We start from the raw sequence: 17,356 nt of genomic DNA, 5'->3' as shown, positions 1-17,356 counted from the left end.
GGCTAGAACATGACCGACAAACCGACCCTTTCCGACTGGAACGCCCTCGCCGCCAAGGAAGTGAAGGGCCGCGACCTCACCTGGCACACGCCCGAAGGTTTTGCGATCAAGCCGCTCTACACGGCGGAAGATCACGCCGGGTTCGATCCGGGCCTCCCCGGCTTTGCGCCCTTCACGCGCGGGGTGAAGGCCTCGATGTATGCGGGCCGTCCGTGGACGATCCGGCAATATGCGGGCTTCTCCACGGCCGAGGAATCGAACGCCTTCTACCGCCGCAACCTCGCGATGGGGCAGAAGGGGTTGTCGGTCGCCTTCGACCTCGCCACCCACCGCGGCTATGACAGCGATCACCCGCGTGTCGTCGGCGATGTCGGCAAGGCGGGTGTGGCGATCGATACGGTTGCGGACATGGAAATCCTGTTCGACCAGATCCCGCTCGATTCCATGTCGGTCTCGATGACGATGAACGGCGCGGTGATCCCGGTTCTGGCCTTCTTCATCGTCGCGGCGGAACGTCAGGGCGTGTCGCAGGACAAGCTGGACGGCACCATCCAGAACGACATCCTCAAGGAGTTCATGGTCCGCAACACCTATATCTACCCGCCCGAGCCTTCGATGCGGATCATCTCCGACATCATCGCATATACCTCGGCCAACATGCCGAAATTCAACTCGATTTCGATCAGCGGCTACCACATGCACGAGGCCGGGGCGACCGCGGTGCAGGAGCTTGCCTTCACCATCGCCGACGGCAAGGAATATGCCCAGCGCGCGATGGCGGCGGGGCTGGATATTGACGCCTTCGCGGGCCGCCTCAGCTTCTTCTTCGGCATCGGCATGAACTTCTTCATGGAGATCGCCAAACTGCGCGCTGCGCGCACGCTGTGGTGGCGGGTGATGGACGGGCTGGGGGCGAAGGACGAGCGCTCCAAGATGCTGCGCACCCACTGCCAGACCAGCGGCGTCAGCTTGCAGGAGCAGGACCCCTACAACAACGTCATCCGCACCACGGTCGAGGCGATGGCGGCGGTGCTGGGCGGCACCCAGTCGCTCCACACCAATGCGCTCGATGAAGCGATCGCGCTCCCCACCGATTTCTCCGCCCGCATCGCGCGCAACACCCAGCTGGTGCTGCAGGAGGAAAGCGGCATCTGCAACGTCGTCGATCCGCTCGGCGGCTCGCACTATATCGAGGCGCTCACCGCAACGCTGGTCGACGAGGCGTGGACACTCATCGAGGAGGTCGACGCGGCGGGCGGCATGACCGCCTTCGTCGCCACCGGCGCGCCCAAGGCCGCGATCGAGCGCGCGGCGGCGGAAAAGCAGACCCGGGTCGACAAGGGCGAGACGGTGATCGTCGGCGTTAACAAGTATCGCAAGGAACAGGAAGACGCGCTCGAGACGCTCGAGGTCGACAACCAGAAGGTGCGCGCCGGCCAGATCGCCCGCCTCGCCAAGGTGCGCGAGAACCGCGACGAGGCCGCCTGCCGCGCGGCGCTGGAAGCGCTCACCGAGGGCTGCAAGAGCGGCGCGAACCTTTTGGCGCTGGCGGTGGAAGCCGCCCGCCACGATGCGACGCTCGGGGAAATCTCCTCGGCGATGGAAGAGGTTTTTGGCCGCCACGATGCCACCCCCGCGCCGGTCACGGGCGTCTACAAGAGCGCCTACGAATTCGACCGCCGCTGGGCGCAGGTGACGGACGGCGTGGAAGCCGTGGGCCGCCGCCTGGGCCGCCGCCCCCGCATCATGATCGCCAAGATGGGCCAGGACGGCCACGACCGCGGCGCGAACGTGATCGCGAGCGCCTTCGGCGACATGGGCTTCGAAGTTGTCTCCGGTCCGCTGTTCCAGACCCCGCAGGAATCGGCCGCGATGGCGCTCGAACACGATGTCGACGTGGTCGGCGCGTCGAGCCTCGCGGCGGGCCACAAGACCCTGATCCCCGAACTGATCCGCCTTCTGCGCGAGGCCGGCCGCGGCGACATCAAGGTGACGGCGGGCGGCGTGATCCCCCCGCAGGACTACGACTTCCTGCGCGAGGCAGGGGTGCAGGGCATTTACGGACCGGGCAGCAATGTGGTGGAGTGTGCGGCGGATATCCTTGTGCTGCTCGGCCACAACATGCCGCCGCTGGGTGAGGGGCTGGACGAGGCGGCGGCGTGAGGAAGATCGTCCTGATTTCCATGATGGCAGTCGCGCTGGCTCTTCCCTTGCCGGTACTTGCCTGCCCCACTGGACCAACAATTTCGGACTTTGAACGGTTCGACCAATGGCTCCGAAATCAGTCCGAGGTCGAGGGTACGATCGTTTTCCGCAACTCCGAAACTGCAGATGATCCCGATGATCCAGATTATCAGGCCACGGTAGTTCATGCGACGATCACCTCTGCCAATGACGGGAAGGTGGAGGTAACCTTGTTCAATCCCGGGATGATCACCGTTAGTTGCGGTGTCCGCGCCATCATTCCAGCCGATGGAGCGTCTGGCTTCTTCTACGTCTCAGACCTAGGTCAGGTCGTGCATTGGAGCGAACAACGCCTGCCTCCACCCGTAGCTTTTGATTTCGGCCCCGCGAGTTCGATCGAGCCGATGTCAGCCGACATTCCGACGTTGGATGAGAATGGAAGTCACTGAATGACCCACCCCCGCACCGACTGGACCCGCGCCGAGATCGCGGCCCTCTTCGACCTGCCCTTCACCGAGCTGCTGTTTCAGGCCGCCAGCGTTCACCGCAAATATCACCCTGCGACCGAAGTCCAGCTCTGCACCCTGCTCAGCATCAAGACCGGGGGGTGTCCGGAGGATTGCGGCTATTGCTCGCAGTCGGTCCATGCTGACAGCGGTGTGGAAGCCACCAAGCTGATGGACGTGCAGGCCGTGCTCCAGCGCGCGGCGCAGGCGAAGGATGCAGGGAGTCAGCGGTTCTGCATGGGCGCGGCGTGGCGCAATCCCAAGGACCGCGACATGCCCGCGATCGTCGAGATCGTGAAGGGCGTCCGCGCGATGGGCCTCGAGACCTGCATGACGCTCGGCATGCTCGAGCCGCATCAGGCCGAGATGCTGGCCGAGGCCGGGCTCGATTACTACAACCACAATATCGACAGCTCGCCCGAATATTACGAGCGCGTCATCTCCACCCGCGATTTCCAGTGCCGGCTCGATACGCTGGTTCACGTGCGCAAGGCGGGCATCAACGTGTGCAGCGGCGGGATCGTCGGCATGGGCGAGACGCGCGAGGACCGGGTGGGCTTCGTCCACACCCTAGCCACCCTGCCGCAGCACCCGGAGAGCGTCCCGGTCAATGCGCTGGTGCCGGTGAAGGGCACGGTGCTGGGCAACATGCTCGCCGACACGCCGCTCGCCAAGATCGACGATATCGAGTTCGTCCGCACGGTCGCGGTCGCGCGCATCACCATGCCGCGCTCGATGGTGCGGCTCTCGGCCGGGCGCGAATCCATGTCCGAGGCGACGCAAGCGCTGTGCTTCCTTGCCGGGGCGAACAGCATCTTCACCGGCGACAAACTGCTCACCGCGCCCAATGCGGGTGACGACAAGGACGGCGCGCTGTTCGCCAAGCTCGGCCTCACCGCGCTGAAGGGCGAGGAGCCCGCGCGCGCGTGCAAGACGGCGGTGCCGGCGGAGTGATCGGCCTGCTGGCCCTTGCGCTGGCAGCCGCCGACCCCGCGCCAGACGTGGTGCCCGGCTGCGAGGAGCGGGCCCCCATCCGCGACCCTGCCGTCTGCGCGCCGCTCTTCGACAACGGCGAATATGTGATCCAGAACATGGAGAGCGTCGCGGTCGGGACGACCGAAGAGATGGAGCGCATCCGCAAGGAGACGCGGCACTGCGGTCTCGACAACCGGATCGATGGTGTGGGTGGGCTGGATCTTGCGGTCTACGACATATTCAACGCCACCGAAACGTCGCGAGCCTGTGTCCGTGACTGGATTCGCGATAACGCGCCCGAGCTGGTCTTCTCGGAGGAGCGCTTCGAGCAGAAGTTCAGGACTGCGCCCCCGCTGCCGACGGCTGAAAAGCCGTGAGAGCGCGCTGGCTTTGCGCCGCAGTGGCCGCGCTGGTGCTTGGCGGAGCGGTTCCAACGAAGGCGCAGGACCCGCAGCCCCTTGCCATCGGCGAGACAATTACCCTCGAAGCGCTCGGGCAGAGCCGTGAGGTCAACATCGTCTTGCCGCCCGATTACGCGAGCCAGCCCGACAAGCGCTGGCCCGTCGTCTACCAGCTCGACGGGGCGCTTCGCCAAGACCTGATGATGGGCGCAGGCCTGATGCGCTGGGGGGCGCTGTGGGGGCGCAACAAGGATGCGATCCTCGTGGGGATCGAGACTCGCGACCGTCAGCGCGAGCTGCTCCCGGCGACGCAGGACCCTGCCGAGGCCAAGCGCTACCCCACCGCGGGCGAAAGCGCCGCCTTTCGCGCGTGGCTCGCGCAGACGGTCAAGCCGTTCATCGAGGCCCGCTACCGCACCGATGGCCGCGCCTTCCTCGTCGGCGAGAGCGCGGCGGGGCATTTCGTGGTCGAGACCTGGGCCACCGCCCCCGGCCTGTTCACCGGCTACGCCGCGATCAGCCCAAGCCTGCAATGGGATTTCGAGGCTTTGAGCCGCAAACCCTTGGGCGTGGGCCCGCGCCCCCCGCTCTACCTCAGCCTCGCCGACGAGGGCGGGGCGACCGAGAGCGGCATGTTGCGCCTCCTCACCGCGCTCCCCGCCAGCCAGCCCTTCTGCTTCTCCGACCGCCGCACCGAGCTGCACCATGCGACCGCGCTCCACGGCCTCTTGCCCGAGGCGCTGCAATATCTGCTGCCGACCAAGGCCGATTGGCTGGAGGAATATGGCATGGTGCTCAGGTGCGAGAAGCGGGGCGGGGTGACGCAATGACCCGAACCTTTCCGCGCCAAGGAAGCGCCGCATGATCGCCACGCTCATCTTCCCGCTGCTGCTGCAATCCGCCGAGCCGCTGCCCGAGTGCAATCAGGCAGAAGCCGACAGAGGCATCCAGCCCGAAATGAACCAGTGCGCGTGGCGGGAATTCAGGATTGCTGATGCCAAACTCAACGCGCAGTGGAGAATCACGGTTGCAGTCATGAAGGATCGCGATGCGCGCGAAGCACCCTATCGGGACAAGAATGACACACGGCTTGGCGCGTACGACAGCCTGCTGACGGCGCAGCGGGCTTGGCTGACGTATCGTGACGCGCATTGCGGGAACGAACGCTATGCCTCGACAAGTGGGGGCAGCATGGAACCGATGCTGGTGGCATTCTGCATGAGGGAGCTCACGCAGGAACGCATCGAGCAACTCAAGCACTTGGCCGACCCCGAGCTTTGACGCCCCAAATCCGCTAGCTTGCAGCCTGGCCAATCCCTCGGCATAGCCGCTGGCAAGACGTGCCCCCTTCGTAGAGAGGACTCATCCTTGTTCTCGAAATCCTTCATAGCCAGCTGCGCCGGGATCGCGGGCAGGGTCATGGAGGCCGCTAGGTGATCCTGATTTCCGGTCTTTCCCTGTTGGCTATTGCCGCCGGAAGCGCGCCCGCTTGGGCAACCGGCAATGTTGATTGCGACCGGCCACCATTCTGGTCGTCGCAGCAGGAATGCACCGGCGTCAGACTCGGCGCGGCAGAGCGTGAACTGGAGGAGGTCTACGTCGACGCGCTCGATTACGCGGCAAAGCTCGATGCGGGCAATGCAGGCGATTACGACGATCCCTCGCCGGGCTATCGCGCCAAGACCTATCTGGCCGAATCGCAAGCTGCCTGGAAGCAGTACCGCGACCGGACGTGCCATCTCGACTATTTCAAGGATCCCGGAGCCCTGTCCCGCGTGGCTGAAGGTGAGTGCTTGCTGGCACTGACTAAGGCGCGGATCAGGGGGCTCAAAGCGTTCATGGAGCAATGATGTTCAGCAAAATCCTGATTGCCAACCGCGGCGAGATCGCCTGCCGGGTTATCACCACCGCGCGCAAGATGGGGATCAAGACCGTCGCGGTCTATTCCGATGCCGATGCGCGCGCGCCCTTCGTCGCGATGGCTGACGAGGCGGTGCATATCGGGCCTTCGCCTGCGGCTGAATCTTATCTGATCGCCGACAAGATTATCGCCGCGTGCAAGCAGACCGGGGCCGAGGCCGTGCACCCCGGCTATGGCTTCCTCTCCGAGCGCACCTCCTTTGCCGAGGCGCTAGCCAAGGAAAACATCGCCTTCATCGGACCGCCGGTCGGCGCGATTGCCGCCATGGGCGACAAGATCGAATCCAAGAAGCTGGCGAAAGAGGCGGGCGTCAATGTCGTCCCCGGTTTTGTCGGCGAGATCGAGGATACCGAGCACGCGGTGCGCATCTCGAACGAGATCGGCTATCCGGTGATGATGAAGGCCAGCGCCGGGGGCGGGGGCAAGGGGATGCGCCTTGCCTATAGCGAGGCGGACGTGCGCGAGGGCTTCGAGAGCGTGAAGCGCGAAGGCCTCAACTCCTTCGGCGACGACCGCGTTTTCATCGAGAAGTTCATCCTCAACCCGCGCCACATCGAGATCCAGATTCTCGGCGACCAGCACGGCAACATCCTCTACCTCAACGAGCGCGAATGCTCGATCCAGCGCCGCCACCAGAAGGTGGTCGAGGAAGCGCCGTCGCCCTTTGTCACGCCGAAGATGCGGAAGGCGATGGGCGAGCAGTGCGTCGCCCTCGCCCGCGCGGTGGGCTATTACTCTGCGGGCACGGTCGAGCTGATCGTCAGCGGCGCGGACCCGACGGGGGAGAGCTTCTACTTCCTCGAGATGAACACCCGTCTCCAGGTCGAGCACCCCGTCACCGAGGCGATCACCGGCATCGACCTCGTCGAGCAGATGATCCGCGTCGCGGCGGGCGAACGCCTCGCCTTCACCCAGGACGACATCGGGATCGACGGCTGGGCGATCGAGAACCGCGTCTATGCCGAAGACCCCTATCGCGGGTTTCTGCCCTCGACGGGGCGGCTGGTGCGCTACGCGCCGCCGCTTGCTGGCTGGAGCGAGGACGAGACCGTCGCGGGCAAGGCGCGCCGGGGTGTGGCGCGCGGCACCGGATCGGTGCGCGTCGATGACGGCGTCTATGAAGGCGGCGAGGTTTCGCGCTTCTACGACCCGATGATCGCCAAGCTGATCACCTGGGCCCCGACGCGCGACGAGGCCGCCGATCTTCAGATCGAAGCGCTCGACCGGTTCCGCATCAAGGGCCTCGGCCACAATGTCGATTTCCTCAGCGCGATCATGCAGCACCCGCGCTTCCGTTCGGGCGAGCTCACCACCGGCTTCATCGCCGAGGAATACCCCGAAGGCTTCCACGGCGCAGCGACGTCGGACGAGGTGAAGCGCCTGCTCGCGGCGGTCTGCGCGGGCAATGAATTCACCCTCCAGAGCCGCGCGCATCGCATTTCCGGCCAGCTCGACGGGGATGACGGGCGCGAGGGGGTGATCCGCGTCACCACCGAATGGCTGGTCAAGCTCGGTGACGAGCGCTTCCACGTCACCCTCGGCGAGGGCCATGCCATGGTCGACGGCGTGCGGGTCGAGGGCACCTGCACCTGGCGTCCGGGCATGGTGCAGGCCGAAGCGACCGACGGCGCGGGCCTGAAGCTCGGCATCATCGTCGAGCGGCAGGGCAACCAGTGGAAGGTCACCACCCGCGGCGCGCAGCACACCGCGCTGGTGATCCCGCAGCGGCTGGCACGCCACGAATCGCTGATGCTCGAAAAGGTCCCGCCCGACCTTTCACGCCTGCTGATCTGCCCGATGCCCGGGATGCTGGTGAAGCTCCACGTGGCCGAGGGCGAGACCGTGCAGCCCGGCCAGCCGCTCGCGACCGTGGAGGCGATGAAGATGGAGAACATCCTGCGCGCCGAAAAGGAAGGCGTGATCGCCAAGATCAATGCCGCCGAGGGCGAGAGCCTCGCGGTCGATGCGGTGATCTTGGAACTCGAGTGACCGACCTGCCGCGCGCGTCGCTTGACGGCGCGCGCGCTTCACCACTGCTTGGCGTCAATCCGACGCAAAGCTGCGCTGCGCCGCAACATCATTCCAAAATCTGTTGTAGTTTTGCGGCAGATTAATGATTTCCGACGGAAAATCCGCGGCGGCTCTGTCCTACAGTCCGTCTTGTGAGAAACTCTTCCTGCCGAGTCGCGGTATTCCCCGTGGCTCGTGGATTGAATCTCTGTGGGAGGATTTGATCATGGCACATACAGGCACAGGCTTCTTCGATCGGAAGGGCCATTTCTTCAAGACCGCGCGCGATGCAACGGTGAGCGATCTGGCGGCATTGCTCGGGCAGATCGGCGAGGGCGAGAGCCTTGCGCCGGGCATTGCCTACATGCTGCTCGAACGCCGCACCGAAATCGAGCGCCTGTTCGCCGAGCACGACCTGATGCTCGAGGAGGAGGCGGCGATGAAGGCGGCGCGCGGTGCGGAGCTGCGCGACAATATCGCCAAGCTGCCGAGCCGCCCGGCGAATTGACCGTCTCTCAGTCCAGCGCCAGATGCAGGCACTGGTTGAAGTCGGTCAGCACGTAATCGGCGAAGGCGGGGCCGTTCACAAAGCCGCGTCGTCGGTAGAGCGCCAGAGCGGGCTCGAAAGCCGCGCCGGTGCCGGTCTCGAGGCTGAGCGTCCTGATCCCATCGGCCCGGGCGTGGGCGATGATCGTCTCAAGCAGGGCTGCCGCAAGGCCTTGACGCAAAAACCGCGGCAGCGTCCGCATCGATTTGAGTTCGGCTGATGTTTCATCCATCCGCTTGAGCGCGCCGATCGCCGCTGCCTGCCCTTCGACATGGGCAGCCCACACTGTCACGCCGGGCGCCTTGAGACCCGACAGGTCAAGCGCGAAGCTGAAGCCGGGGGGAGATTCGGCGGCTATGCTGCGCTGGTGATAGGCGATGACCGCCTGAACATCGGGGTCATCGAGGTCGGCTAGCGCAATCCTCATCCCGAAAGTTCCTCGTCGAGGAAGGCGGCGATGTCGGCAAGGTCGACATCGCGCGCCACATAGGCCTCGCCCAGCGCGCGCAGCAGCAGGAAGGGCAGGGTGGTGGCTTCCGCCTTCTTGTCGTGGCGCATGTGATCTACCAGCACGGCTCCGTCGCAGGTGAGGCCGAGATCGGCGAGGCGCGAGGGAAGCCCGGCCGCCGCTATCGCAGCCGCTGCCCGCGCGGCGTCCGTGTCGGCAAGCTCGCCCCGCCGCGCCGAATACTTCGCCGCCAGCACCATGCCGAGCGCCACCGCCTCTCCGTGCAGGAGGCGGTCGGAAAAGCCGGTCTCGGCCTCCAGCGCATGGCCGAAGGTGTGGCCGAGATTGAGGAGCGCGCGCTGGTCGAGCGTCTCGCGCTCGTCTGCGGCGACGATCGCTGCCTTCATCGCGATGCTGGTGGCGATGGCGTGTTCGAGCGCCTGCGGCTCGCGCGCCAGTACCTTCTCGCCATTGGCCTCCAGCCAAACGAAGAACGCGGTATCGCCGAGGAGTCCGTATTTGAGCACCTCCGCATAGCCCGCGCGCATTTCGCGGGGCGGCAGGGTGGCGAGCACCAGCGGGTCGATCAGCACCTGCGAGGGCTGATGGAAGGCGCCGATGAGGTTCTTGCCCGCCCGCGTGTTGATCGCGGTCTTGCCGCCCACCGAAGAATCGACCTGTGCGAGCAGCGTCGTCGGCAGTTGCACAAAGCCCACCCCGCGCTTGGTGATCGAACAGGCGAAGCCGACGAGATCGCCGACCACCCCGCCGCCGAGCGCGAAAACATGGTCCGAACGCGTGACGCCCAGCGCCAACAGCCAGTCGCACAACCTTTCGAGCACGCCCCAGGTCTTGGCGTCCTCGCCCGGCTCGACGACGAACCATTCCGCCGCCAGTCCGTGTGCGGCAAGGTGCGCGTCCACCCGGGCGGCGAACAGCCGCTGGGTGTTGGTGTCTGCCACGAAAGGCACGGGGCGCTGCAGTCCGTATCCCTTGAGAAAAAGCGCGGCAGCTTCGACGATCCGGTCGAGCAACCCTTCCTCGATCACCACCTCATAGGCGCGCCCGGCCAGCGCGACAGGAATTACAGCCATTTATCAATCGCCTCGATAATCGCGCGCGCGGTGTCGGCGTGGGGGCCGGTCTCGCTCACGATACGGATATGCGCCTGCCCGTAGAACGGCGCCCGCTCGCGCGCCAGCCGGGTGAGGATCTCGTGCGGGTCGCCCTGCTTCAGCAGCGGACGGTTGGCGCGCCGCGCGGTGCGTTCGACCAGCGTGTCGACGTCGCAATCGATCCACACCGCGATGCCTTTCTCCAGCACCGCCGCGCGCGTCTGCGGATCGACGAAGGCGCCGCCGCCGGTCGCGATCACGCCGTGACCCTCGGCCAGCAGGCGGGCGATCACGCGGCGTTCGCCGTCACGGAAATGGGCCTCGCCGAAGGTTTCGAAGATTTCGGGGATCGAGCGCTGGGCGGCTGCGGCGATGGCATCGTCGGCATCGACGAAGTCGCGGCCCAGCATCGCGGCAAGCTTGCGACCGACGGTCGACTTGCCCACGCCCATCAGCCCCACCAGCACCACCGGACGGTCGATGCGCGCGCTGATGGCGGCGATATCGCGATCATGGGGGGAGGGGCACGCGGCGGACATTGCCGCAAGGCCTATAGATGGGCTAGGGCACGCGCAATATGGCAAACTTGCGGCAAGAGCGTCTCACTCCCGGCGGTTTCGAGCAGGGCCCCCATGCGCGCGGCGTGCGGCGCGGGCTGCGTTGGCCGTGGGTGGCGGGCGTGCTGGTGGTGCTGCTGCTGGCGCTGGCGTGGTTCGACGGGGGCGAGGAAGCCCTGCGGCCGATCGCGCAGGATGTCACCTTGCCGGAGCAGGGCCAATGAGGGCGCATCGCCGGAACTTCGGGGCAAGCGTGCTTGCCGTCGCGGTGGCAGGCACGCTCGGCGCGGTGGGGCTGACCGGCTTCGCGCTGGCGCAAGGCAAGCCCGAATCGCTGCTGCCGCCGGGCTTCGACGATCCCGCGCCGGCCCCCACGCCCCGCCCGAGCGCGGCGCCACGGCCCGGACCGAGCCAGCCGTCCCAGCAAGGCCGGCCGCCGCTCGCCCAGCCGGGCACCGCGCCTGCGCCGGACGTCGCGGTCGATCCGTCCAGCCTCCCACCGCTCCCGGCGATCAGCCGCGACGAGCTTTCGCGCCTGCCGAGCCTCGAGCAATTGGAGAACATGTCGACCGAGGAGCTCGACCAGCTGCTCGGCCTGGCGCCCAAGTCCGATATTCCGGCGGGCGCACAGCGCGCGCTGACCCGCATCGGCGTTCTGGCGGTGGAGGAGGGCGGCCTGCCGCCGATGGCCTTGGCGAACCAGTCGGACAAGCTGGTGCGCGCCGCGCTCAACGGTACGCAGGGCCCGCTGGTGTCGCGCTGGGGCCATATCCTGCTGAGGCGCGCGCTGGCGAGCCGCCTCGCCGCGCCGCTTGGCATGGACCCGGTCGAATTCGCCGCGCTTCGGGTGGGCCTGCTCAACCGGATGGGCGAATTCGCCCTCGCCCGCGCGGTGGTGCAGGATATCGACACCGCCAACTGGTCGCCCGCGCTGACGCAGGAGGCGCTCACTGCCTACCTCGCCGCCGGGGACATCACCGGGGCCTGCCCAGCGGTGCGCCTGCAGGGCTCGCAGCGGCAGGACGGCGAGTGGCAGATGTGGCAGGCAATCTGCAACGCCTATGCGGGCGAGAGCGCGCTGGCCGCCACCCAGCTTGACCGTGCGCTGTTCCGCGGGGCGGCGCCGCGGGTCGATGTGCTGCTGGCGCGGCGTTTTGCGGGCGCGGCAGGGCGCGGGCAGCGCGGCGTCAATATCGAGTGGCAGGGCGTGGACGATCTCAACCCCTGGCGCTTCGGGCTCGCCAATGCGGTGGGCGAGCCGCTGCCCGCAGGGCTGCTCGATGCGGCGCTGACGGCTCGCGGCGGGGCCTATTACGCGAGGAGCGGCGCGCTCCTGCCGATGCTGCCCGCCGCCCAGCGCGCGCCTTTTGCCGGCCGCGCCGCGCGCGAGGGGATCCTCTCGGCCGATGCGATGGTCGATCTCTATTCCGAGGTCCACGCCGATACGGCAGCGAGCGAGGAGGCGAAGGCCCATGCCGCCGCTCTGCGCGAGGCCTATCTCGCGACCGATCCTGCCGCCCGCATCGCAGCGATGCAGCGCCTGTGGGCGGACGGGGCAAAACTGGGCGGCGGTGACGGCTACGGCGCGCGGGTGCTCACCGCCTATGCCGCCGCGCGCATTCCCGCCAGCGCCGATCATGCAGACGATGCGGGCGACCTCATCGCCGCGATGCTTGCCGCCGGGCTCGACCGCAATGCGGCGCGCTGGTCGGATGTGGCGCCCGAAGGCTCTCTGGGCTGGGCGCTGATCGCGCTTTCGGCGCCGAACATCACCTCGGTCGGCCAAGGCCAGGTAAGCAGCTTCACGGGCAGCGATGGCAGCGAGGGGCAGAGGAAGTCCGCCTTCCTCGTCGCCGGGCTCGCCGGGACCGGGCGCTTGTCCGAGGGCGATGCGGGCGCGCTGGCGGGTGATCTCGGCTTCGACCTCGCGCGCAAGACCCGCTGGACCTCCGCGATTTCGCGCGCGGCCGAAGTCGGCAATCCGGCGCTGGTCGCGCTGCTGGCGGGACTGGGGATGCAGGGCAACAGCTGGTCGCAGATGACCCCGCTCCACCTCTACCACATCACCGCCGCGCTGACCCGGGTGGGGATGGCGGCCGAGGCCCGGATGATCGCGGCCGAGGCGGTCGCGCGGGGCTGATGTCGGCGAGCACCGAGGCGTTTCTCGCGATGCTCGCGGCGGAACGCGGTGCCGCGCTCAACACGCTGGCCGCCTATCGTCGCGATCTGGAACAGGCCGAGGAGGCTATCGGCGATCTGTCGCAGGCCGACCGCGACGCTGTCGCCACGCTTGCGGGCGAATGGGCGAGCCTTGCGCCGGCCAGCGTGGCCCGCAAGGCTTCGGCCCTGCGGCAATTCTTCGGCTTTGCCGTCGACGAGGGCTGGCGGCAGGACGATCCCTCGGGCGCGCTCCCCGCGCCGCGCCTTAGGCGGCCCCTGCCCAAGGTCATGGGCCACGACCAGATCGCGGCGCTGTTCGAGCGCGCCGAGGACGAAGCCTCCAGCGAGGATCCCAAGGCGGTGCGGCTGCTGGCGCTGATCGAACTGCTCTACGGCTCGGGCCTGCGCGCCACCGAACTGGTGAGCCTGCCGCTCAATGCCGTCCCGCGCGATGCGCCTTTTTTGACCGTGACGGGCAAGGGCGGAACCACGCGGCTCGTGCCGGTCGGCGGGCGGGCGCTCGTGGCAGTCGGGCGCTGGCTGGCGCTGCGGCCGCAGACACCGACATCGCGCTATCTGTTCCCCTCGGGCAAGGCCGGCCACCTCAGCCGAGTCCGGCTGTTCCAGCTCCTCAAGGACCTCGCCGCGCGCGCCGGGCTCGACCCTGCCGCGATCAGCCCCCACGTGTTGCGCCACGCCTTTGCCACGCATCTGCTGGAGGGGGGGGCGGACCTGCGCGTGTTACAAACCCTGCTCGGCCACGCCGACATTTCCACGACGCAGATTTACACCCATGTCGATGCCGCGCGTCTGGTTGCCCTCGTCAATTCCCGCCACCCGCTTGCAACCCGCACAACATCCGACTAGCCCCGCGCAATGATTTCCTACCTCGATTTCGAGAAACCCGTCGCCGCACTCGAAGAACGCATCGCGCAGCTGCGCAGCGTCAATGCGCTCCACGATGTCGATGTCGCGAGCGAGATCGGCCGGCTCGAGACCAAGAGCGCCGAGCTTCTGGCGAGCACCTATGCCTCGCTCACCCCGTGGCAGAAGACGCAAGTGGCCCGGCATCCGCAGCGGCCCCATTTTCGCGACTATGTCGCCCATGCATTCAGCGACTTCATGCCGCTGGGGGGCGACCGGCTCTATGCCGACGACCTTGCGATCATGGGCGGCTTTGCCCGTCTGGGCGAGCGGCGCGTCATGCTGATCGGCCACGAGAAGGGCCACGACACCAAGAGCCGCATCGCCCACAATTTCGGCATGGGCAAACCCGAAGGCTACCGCAAGGCGATCCGCCTGATGGAACTCGCCGGACGATTCGGCCTGCCCGTGGTGACGCTGGTCGACACCTCGGGCGCCTTCCCGGGGATCGAGGCGGAGGAACGCGGCCAGGCCGAGGCCATCGCGCGGGCGACCGAGGCGTGTCTTGCGATCGGCGTGCCGATGGTCGCCGCGATCGTCGGCGAAGGGGGTTCGGGCGGCGCGGTGGCGCTCGCCAGCGCCAACCGGGTGCTGATGATGGAACACGCGGTCTATTCGGTGATCTCGCCCGAAGGCTGCGCCTCGATCCTGTGGCGCACATCCGAAAAGGCACCCGAGGCCGCGCAGGCGATGAAGGTCACCGCGCAGGACCTGAAGCGGATCAATGTCATCGACCGGATCGTCAAGGAGCCCGTCGGCGGTGCGCACCGCGATCCGGCGTCCGCAGCGCGGATGCTGGGTGAGGCGCTGGCCGAGGAAGTCGCCGCCCTTGCGCCCAAGAGCGCCGAACAGCTGATCGCCGCGCGCGAAGACCGCTTTCTCGCCATCGGCGGCTGATCGGCAAACGCAGGTTAAGGTTTCGTTTGCCACGTCCCTGATGCATGAAGCTTGGCCTTGGAGCTGCAGGAAGGCAGCCGGGGGACAGGCGAAGAGGGACGACACGAACCATGGCACGATTTTCACGCAAGGCGCTCGCTTTCGGCGCGGCCACGCTGGCGCTGGGCGGGTGCATGACGGCAGGCGACGCGAAGATTCCTTCCTCCGCCACCCCGATCACACCCGCCGAAGCCAAGCAGGGCGCCGAATACCACCCGCAGCTGCTCGCCGAATTCGGCGGCGCGATGAGCGGCACGCATGCGGCCTATGTCGAACAGGTCGGCAAGAACATCGCGGTGCAATCGGGCCTCGGCAATGCGCGCGAGAGCTTTACGGTGAGCCTGCTCAACTCGCCGGTGAACAACGCCTTCGCGATTCCCGGCGGCTATATCTACACCACCCGCCAGTTGGTCACGCTGATGAACAGCGAGGCGGAGCTGGCCGCGGTGCTCGGCCATGAGGTCGGTCATGTTGCCGCGCGCCATTCGCAGCGGCGCCAGCAGGCGGCGACCAAGAACACGCTGCTCGGGATCGGCGGGGCGATCCTGTCGGGCCTGCTGCTGGGCGATTCGGGCCTGGGGCAGACCCTGTCGCGCGGGTTCCTGCAGGGCTCGCAGCTTTTGACGCTGCGGTTCAGCCGCAAGCAGGAGCTCGAGGCCGACGGGCTCGGCATCGAGTACCTCGGGCGGGCGGGCTATGATCGGCGGGCTATGGGGACGGTGCTGGCGAGCCTTGCCGCGCAGAACGCGCTCGACGCGCGGCTTTCGGGCCAGAACGCCAGCGTGCCCGAATGGGCCTCGACCCACCCCGATCCGGCAAGCCGCGTGCAGAACGCGCTCGCCCGGGCGGGCACCGCGCCGGCCGCTTCGGCCAGTGTCAGCAATCGCGAAACCTTCCTCACCCGGATCGACGGATTGCGTTATGGCGACGACCCGGCGCAAGGTGTGATCGAGGGCAGCACCTTCATCCATCCCGTGCTGCGCCTCGCCTTCACCGCGCCCGCGGGCTTCTACATGGTCAACGGCACGCGCGCGGTGAGCATCCAGGGGCAGGCCGGCAAGGCGCAGATGACGACTGCGGCCTATAACGGCAATCTGGAAAGCTACGTGCGCGCCGCCTTCACTGCGGCCGGCGGCCAGAACGCCAACCTTGCACCGCAGACGATCGAGCGGACCACGATCAACGGCCTTCCGGCAGCGATCGGCACCGCGCGGGTCAACAACGGCAATTCGCAGGTCGATCTGGTGGTCGTCGCCTATGAATTCGCGCGCGATTCGGCGTTCCACTTCATCACCATCGCCCCGGCAGGGCGGGCCGGGACCTTCAACGCGATGTACCAGTCGATGCGGCGCATCTCGGCGGCCGAAGCGGGCGCGGTGGTGCCGAGGAAGCTGCAGGTGGTGACCGTGGCACGCGGCGACACCGTGGCAAGTCTCGCGCGGCGCATGGCTTACGATTCGGCGCAGGAGGAGCGCTTCCGTGTGCTCAACGCGCTGAGCGGCACCGCGACGGTGACCCCGGGCCAGAAGGTCAAGCTGGTGGTGCGCGGGGTTTAATCGGGTTGCTTGTTTACGGCCACCTTCGGTGGCGTTGACGCCCCGCCCGGCCTCCCCACCCGGCCACCATAACATAGCGGTACTATTGGTGGCTTCCGGCGTCGCCAGCCGCCTACAGCGGTGGGGAGGCGGGGCGGGTGGTCTGCGCCACCGAAGGTGGCCGAAAACTAAAGAATCTTGTCGCCGAGGCCTACCATCCGCCCGCGCGTGATGATCACCTTGTCGCCGCGCTTGGCGGCAGCGAACAGCTTGGCGGCGAAATCGTCGGGCACGCCGATGCAGCCGTGCGAAGCGTAGCCGTTCATCACCGGCGAGCCGTGGATCGCGATCCCGTCCCACGTCAGCCGCAGCGTCCAGGGCATGGGCGCGTCGTTGTACTTCTCGGAGACGTTGTTGCGCTCCTTGGTGAGGATCGGGAAGGTGCCGAGCGGAGTGGGGTGTTCCTGCGTGCCGACCAGCACCACCGCGGTGCCGATCTCGTGCCCGTCGCGGAACGCGCTGATGACCCGCGCTTCGAGGTCGACGGTGATCACCAGCGGGCCGCTCGCCGGCGCTGCGCTTTCGTCCCAGTACCAGTCGCCGTAGCGGAACGCGCCTTCGACCGGGAGGATCGACTTGATTACGAAGCCGCCGCCCGGGGGCGCGGGTTTCGCAGCGGGGGCGAGGGCGGGCGGCTTTGCGGCGGGCGCGGGGAGCGCCTGAACCACCGGGCTCGAGATCATCCGCACCGCCGGACCGCGCGGTGCTTCGGCATCGGCATCGGTGGGCGCGGGGACGGCTGCGGCAAGCGCATTGTCGGGTTCTGCGGCCGGACCCGCGCCGGTCAGCGGCGGAAGACCGGCATAGACCGCCGCGGCATCATCGGGAGCGGGCATCTGGCTGTCGGGATCGATTTCCTCGAAGGTCCCCGTGGCGCGCGCGGCCACCGCTGCGGCGGCATCGGCAGCGCGGCCCGTGTCGGGGGCAACCTGCGCAAGGGCAGCGAATTGCAGCGCGGCAATCGCGACGAGAAAGGCAAGAATCCGGACCATGCGCAGCCATATGCCGCGCGGCGCTGTCAGTTTCCAGCGATTAACCGCACGGCGTCCCTTGCGGGGACGGGCGGGGGGGAGGGGT

The 17,356-nt window shown here is 67.5% G+C and carries 18 protein-coding genes; 14 read left to right on the top strand and 4 right to left on the bottom strand.

The window, feature by feature from the left end:
- Positions 1-9: 9 nt before the first annotated feature.
- The 9 genes from scpA (at position 10) to AX708_RS01330 (ending at position 8,505) form a co-directional block, all read left to right on the top strand.
- Positions 10-2,163 carry a methylmalonyl-CoA mutase gene (gene scpA / locus AX708_RS01370; protein ID WP_067489295.1) on the top strand — a complete coding sequence of 718 codons (2,154 nt, stop codon included), beginning with the start codon at positions 10-12 and terminating at the stop codon, positions 2,161-2,163.
- Positions 2,160-2,633 carry a hypothetical protein gene (locus AX708_RS01365; protein WP_067489293.1) on the top strand — a complete coding sequence of 158 codons (474 nt, stop codon included), beginning with the start codon at positions 2,160-2,162 and terminating at the stop codon, positions 2,631-2,633. Before scpA ends, AX708_RS01365 begins: the two co-directional genes overlap by 4 nt.
- A complete protein-coding gene (bioB, locus tag AX708_RS01360; RefSeq protein ID WP_067489289.1) occupies positions 2,634-3,644 on the top strand; it encodes a biotin synthase BioB in 1,011 nt (336 codons plus the stop codon).
- Complete coding sequence (locus AX708_RS01355) at positions 3,641-4,042, top strand: hypothetical protein (RefSeq protein ID WP_067489286.1); 402 nt, start codon at positions 3,641-3,643, stop codon at positions 4,040-4,042. Before bioB ends, AX708_RS01355 begins: the two co-directional genes overlap by 4 nt.
- Entirely contained in the window at positions 4,039-4,896 is an 858-nt protein-coding gene (locus AX708_RS01350; RefSeq protein WP_233999588.1) for an alpha/beta hydrolase, read from the top strand. Before AX708_RS01355 ends, AX708_RS01350 begins: the two co-directional genes overlap by 4 nt.
- Before the next feature lie 31 nt (positions 4,897-4,927).
- Positions 4,928-5,347 carry a lysozyme inhibitor LprI family protein gene (locus AX708_RS01345; RefSeq protein WP_067489279.1) on the top strand — a complete coding sequence of 140 codons (420 nt, stop codon included), beginning with the start codon at positions 4,928-4,930 and terminating at the stop codon, positions 5,345-5,347.
- A 152-nt stretch (positions 5,348-5,499) separates the two neighbouring features.
- Positions 5,500-5,916, top strand: coding sequence for a lysozyme inhibitor LprI family protein (locus tag AX708_RS01340; protein WP_067489276.1), 417 nt, complete (start codon positions 5,500-5,502; stop codon positions 5,914-5,916).
- Positions 5,916-7,976 carry an acetyl/propionyl/methylcrotonyl-CoA carboxylase subunit alpha gene (locus AX708_RS01335; protein ID WP_067489373.1) on the top strand — a complete coding sequence of 687 codons (2,061 nt, stop codon included), beginning with the start codon at positions 5,916-5,918 and terminating at the stop codon, positions 7,974-7,976. Before AX708_RS01340 ends, AX708_RS01335 begins: the two co-directional genes overlap by 1 nt.
- Positions 7,977-8,223: 247 nt before the next feature.
- On the top strand, positions 8,224-8,505 hold the full coding sequence (locus AX708_RS01330; protein ID WP_067489273.1) for a hypothetical protein: 282 nt from the start codon (positions 8,224-8,226) through the stop codon (positions 8,503-8,505).
- Positions 8,506-8,512: 7 nt separating this feature from the next.
- Here AX708_RS01330 and AX708_RS01325 read toward each other — a convergent pair whose 3' ends face one another.
- Genes AX708_RS01325 through AX708_RS01315 form a run of 3 tightly spaced genes read right to left on the bottom strand, consistent with a single transcriptional unit; the run spans position 8,513 to position 10,646 of the window.
- Positions 8,513-8,971, bottom strand: a complete 459-nt coding sequence (locus AX708_RS01325) for a GNAT family N-acetyltransferase (protein WP_067489270.1) — start codon at positions 8,969-8,971, stop codon at positions 8,513-8,515.
- Complete coding sequence (gene aroB, locus AX708_RS01320; protein ID WP_067489267.1) at positions 8,968-10,086, bottom strand: 3-dehydroquinate synthase; 1,119 nt, start codon at positions 10,084-10,086, stop codon at positions 8,968-8,970. Before aroB ends, AX708_RS01325 begins: the two co-directional genes overlap by 4 nt.
- Entirely contained in the window at positions 10,077-10,646 is a 570-nt protein-coding gene (locus tag AX708_RS01315; RefSeq protein WP_067489264.1) for a shikimate kinase, read from the bottom strand. Before AX708_RS01315 ends, aroB begins: the two co-directional genes overlap by 10 nt.
- 38 nt (positions 10,647-10,684) lie before the next feature.
- Between AX708_RS01315 and AX708_RS01310 the strand changes: the two genes are divergently transcribed.
- The 5 genes from AX708_RS01310 to AX708_RS01290 all read left to right on the top strand — a co-directional run bounded on the left by AX708_RS01310 (position 10,685) and on the right by AX708_RS01290 (position 16,240).
- The gene (locus tag AX708_RS01310; protein WP_067489261.1) at positions 10,685-10,888 is read left to right on the top strand and encodes a hypothetical protein; all 204 of its coding nucleotides are present in this window, start codon (positions 10,685-10,687) and stop codon (positions 10,886-10,888) included.
- A complete protein-coding gene (locus tag AX708_RS01305) occupies positions 10,885-12,804 on the top strand; it encodes a hypothetical protein (RefSeq protein ID WP_067489258.1) in 1,920 nt (639 codons plus the stop codon). The genes AX708_RS01310 and AX708_RS01305 overlap by 4 nt, the downstream gene beginning before the upstream one ends.
- Complete coding sequence (locus tag AX708_RS01300) at positions 12,804-13,691, top strand: tyrosine recombinase (RefSeq protein ID WP_067489256.1); 888 nt, start codon at positions 12,804-12,806, stop codon at positions 13,689-13,691. The genes AX708_RS01305 and AX708_RS01300 overlap by 1 nt, the downstream gene beginning before the upstream one ends.
- Before the next feature lie 9 nt (positions 13,692-13,700).
- Complete coding sequence (locus AX708_RS01295; RefSeq protein WP_067489253.1) at positions 13,701-14,645, top strand: acetyl-CoA carboxylase carboxyltransferase subunit alpha; 945 nt, start codon at positions 13,701-13,703, stop codon at positions 14,643-14,645.
- 110 nt (positions 14,646-14,755) lie between these two features.
- Positions 14,756-16,240: a M48 family metalloprotease gene (locus AX708_RS01290; protein ID WP_067489250.1), complete on the top strand. Its 1,485-nt coding sequence runs from the start codon at positions 14,756-14,758 to the stop codon at positions 16,238-16,240.
- Between the two features lie 167 nt (positions 16,241-16,407).
- On the opposite strand, the gene AX708_RS01285 is transcribed toward AX708_RS01290, so the two are convergent.
- On the bottom strand, positions 16,408-17,271 hold the full coding sequence (locus AX708_RS01285) for a L,D-transpeptidase family protein (protein WP_067489247.1): 864 nt from the start codon (positions 17,269-17,271) through the stop codon (positions 16,408-16,410).
- Between the last annotated feature and the right edge of the window lie 85 nt (positions 17,272-17,356).

This window comes from Erythrobacter sp. CCH5-A1, assembly GCF_001557115.1.
GTDB lineage: Bacteria > Pseudomonadota > Alphaproteobacteria > Sphingomonadales > Sphingomonadaceae > Erythrobacter.
The sequence above is the reverse complement of the archived record's forward strand: the minus strand, read 5'-3'. Positions and strand labels throughout refer to the sequence as shown.

Bases quoted from the DNA above. Each gene is read 5' to 3' on its own strand.
- AX708_RS01335 (WP_067489373.1), top strand. From the start codon at position 5,916: ATGTTCAGCAAAATCCTGATTGCCAACCGCGGCGAGATCGCCTGCCGG.
- aroB (WP_067489267.1), bottom strand. From the start codon at position 10,086: ATGGCTGTAATTCCTGTCGCGCTGGCCGGGCGCGCCTATGAGGTGGTG.
- AX708_RS01325 (WP_067489270.1), bottom strand. From the start codon at position 8,971: ATGAGGATTGCGCTAGCCGACCTCGATGACCCCGATGTTCAGGCGGTC.
- AX708_RS01310 (WP_067489261.1), top strand. From the start codon at position 10,685: ATGGCAAACTTGCGGCAAGAGCGTCTCACTCCCGGCGGTTTCGAGCAG.
- AX708_RS01315 (WP_067489264.1), bottom strand. From the start codon at position 10,646: ATGTCCGCCGCGTGCCCCTCCCCCCATGATCGCGATATCGCCGCCATC.
- AX708_RS01345 (WP_067489279.1), top strand. From the start codon at position 4,928: ATGATCGCCACGCTCATCTTCCCGCTGCTGCTGCAATCCGCCGAGCCG.
- AX708_RS01285 (WP_067489247.1), bottom strand. From the start codon at position 17,271: ATGGTCCGGATTCTTGCCTTTCTCGTCGCGATTGCCGCGCTGCAATTC.
- AX708_RS01295 (WP_067489253.1), top strand. From the start codon at position 13,701: ATGATTTCCTACCTCGATTTCGAGAAACCCGTCGCCGCACTCGAAGAA.
- AX708_RS01330 (WP_067489273.1), top strand. From the start codon at position 8,224: ATGGCACATACAGGCACAGGCTTCTTCGATCGGAAGGGCCATTTCTTC.
- AX708_RS01305 (WP_067489258.1), top strand. From the start codon at position 10,885: ATGAGGGCGCATCGCCGGAACTTCGGGGCAAGCGTGCTTGCCGTCGCG.
- scpA (WP_067489295.1), top strand. From the start codon at position 10: ATGACCGACAAACCGACCCTTTCCGACTGGAACGCCCTCGCCGCCAAG.
- bioB (WP_067489289.1), top strand. From the start codon at position 2,634: ATGACCCACCCCCGCACCGACTGGACCCGCGCCGAGATCGCGGCCCTC.
- AX708_RS01290 (WP_067489250.1), top strand. From the start codon at position 14,756: ATGGCACGATTTTCACGCAAGGCGCTCGCTTTCGGCGCGGCCACGCTG.
- AX708_RS01300 (WP_067489256.1), top strand. From the start codon at position 12,804: ATGTCGGCGAGCACCGAGGCGTTTCTCGCGATGCTCGCGGCGGAACGC.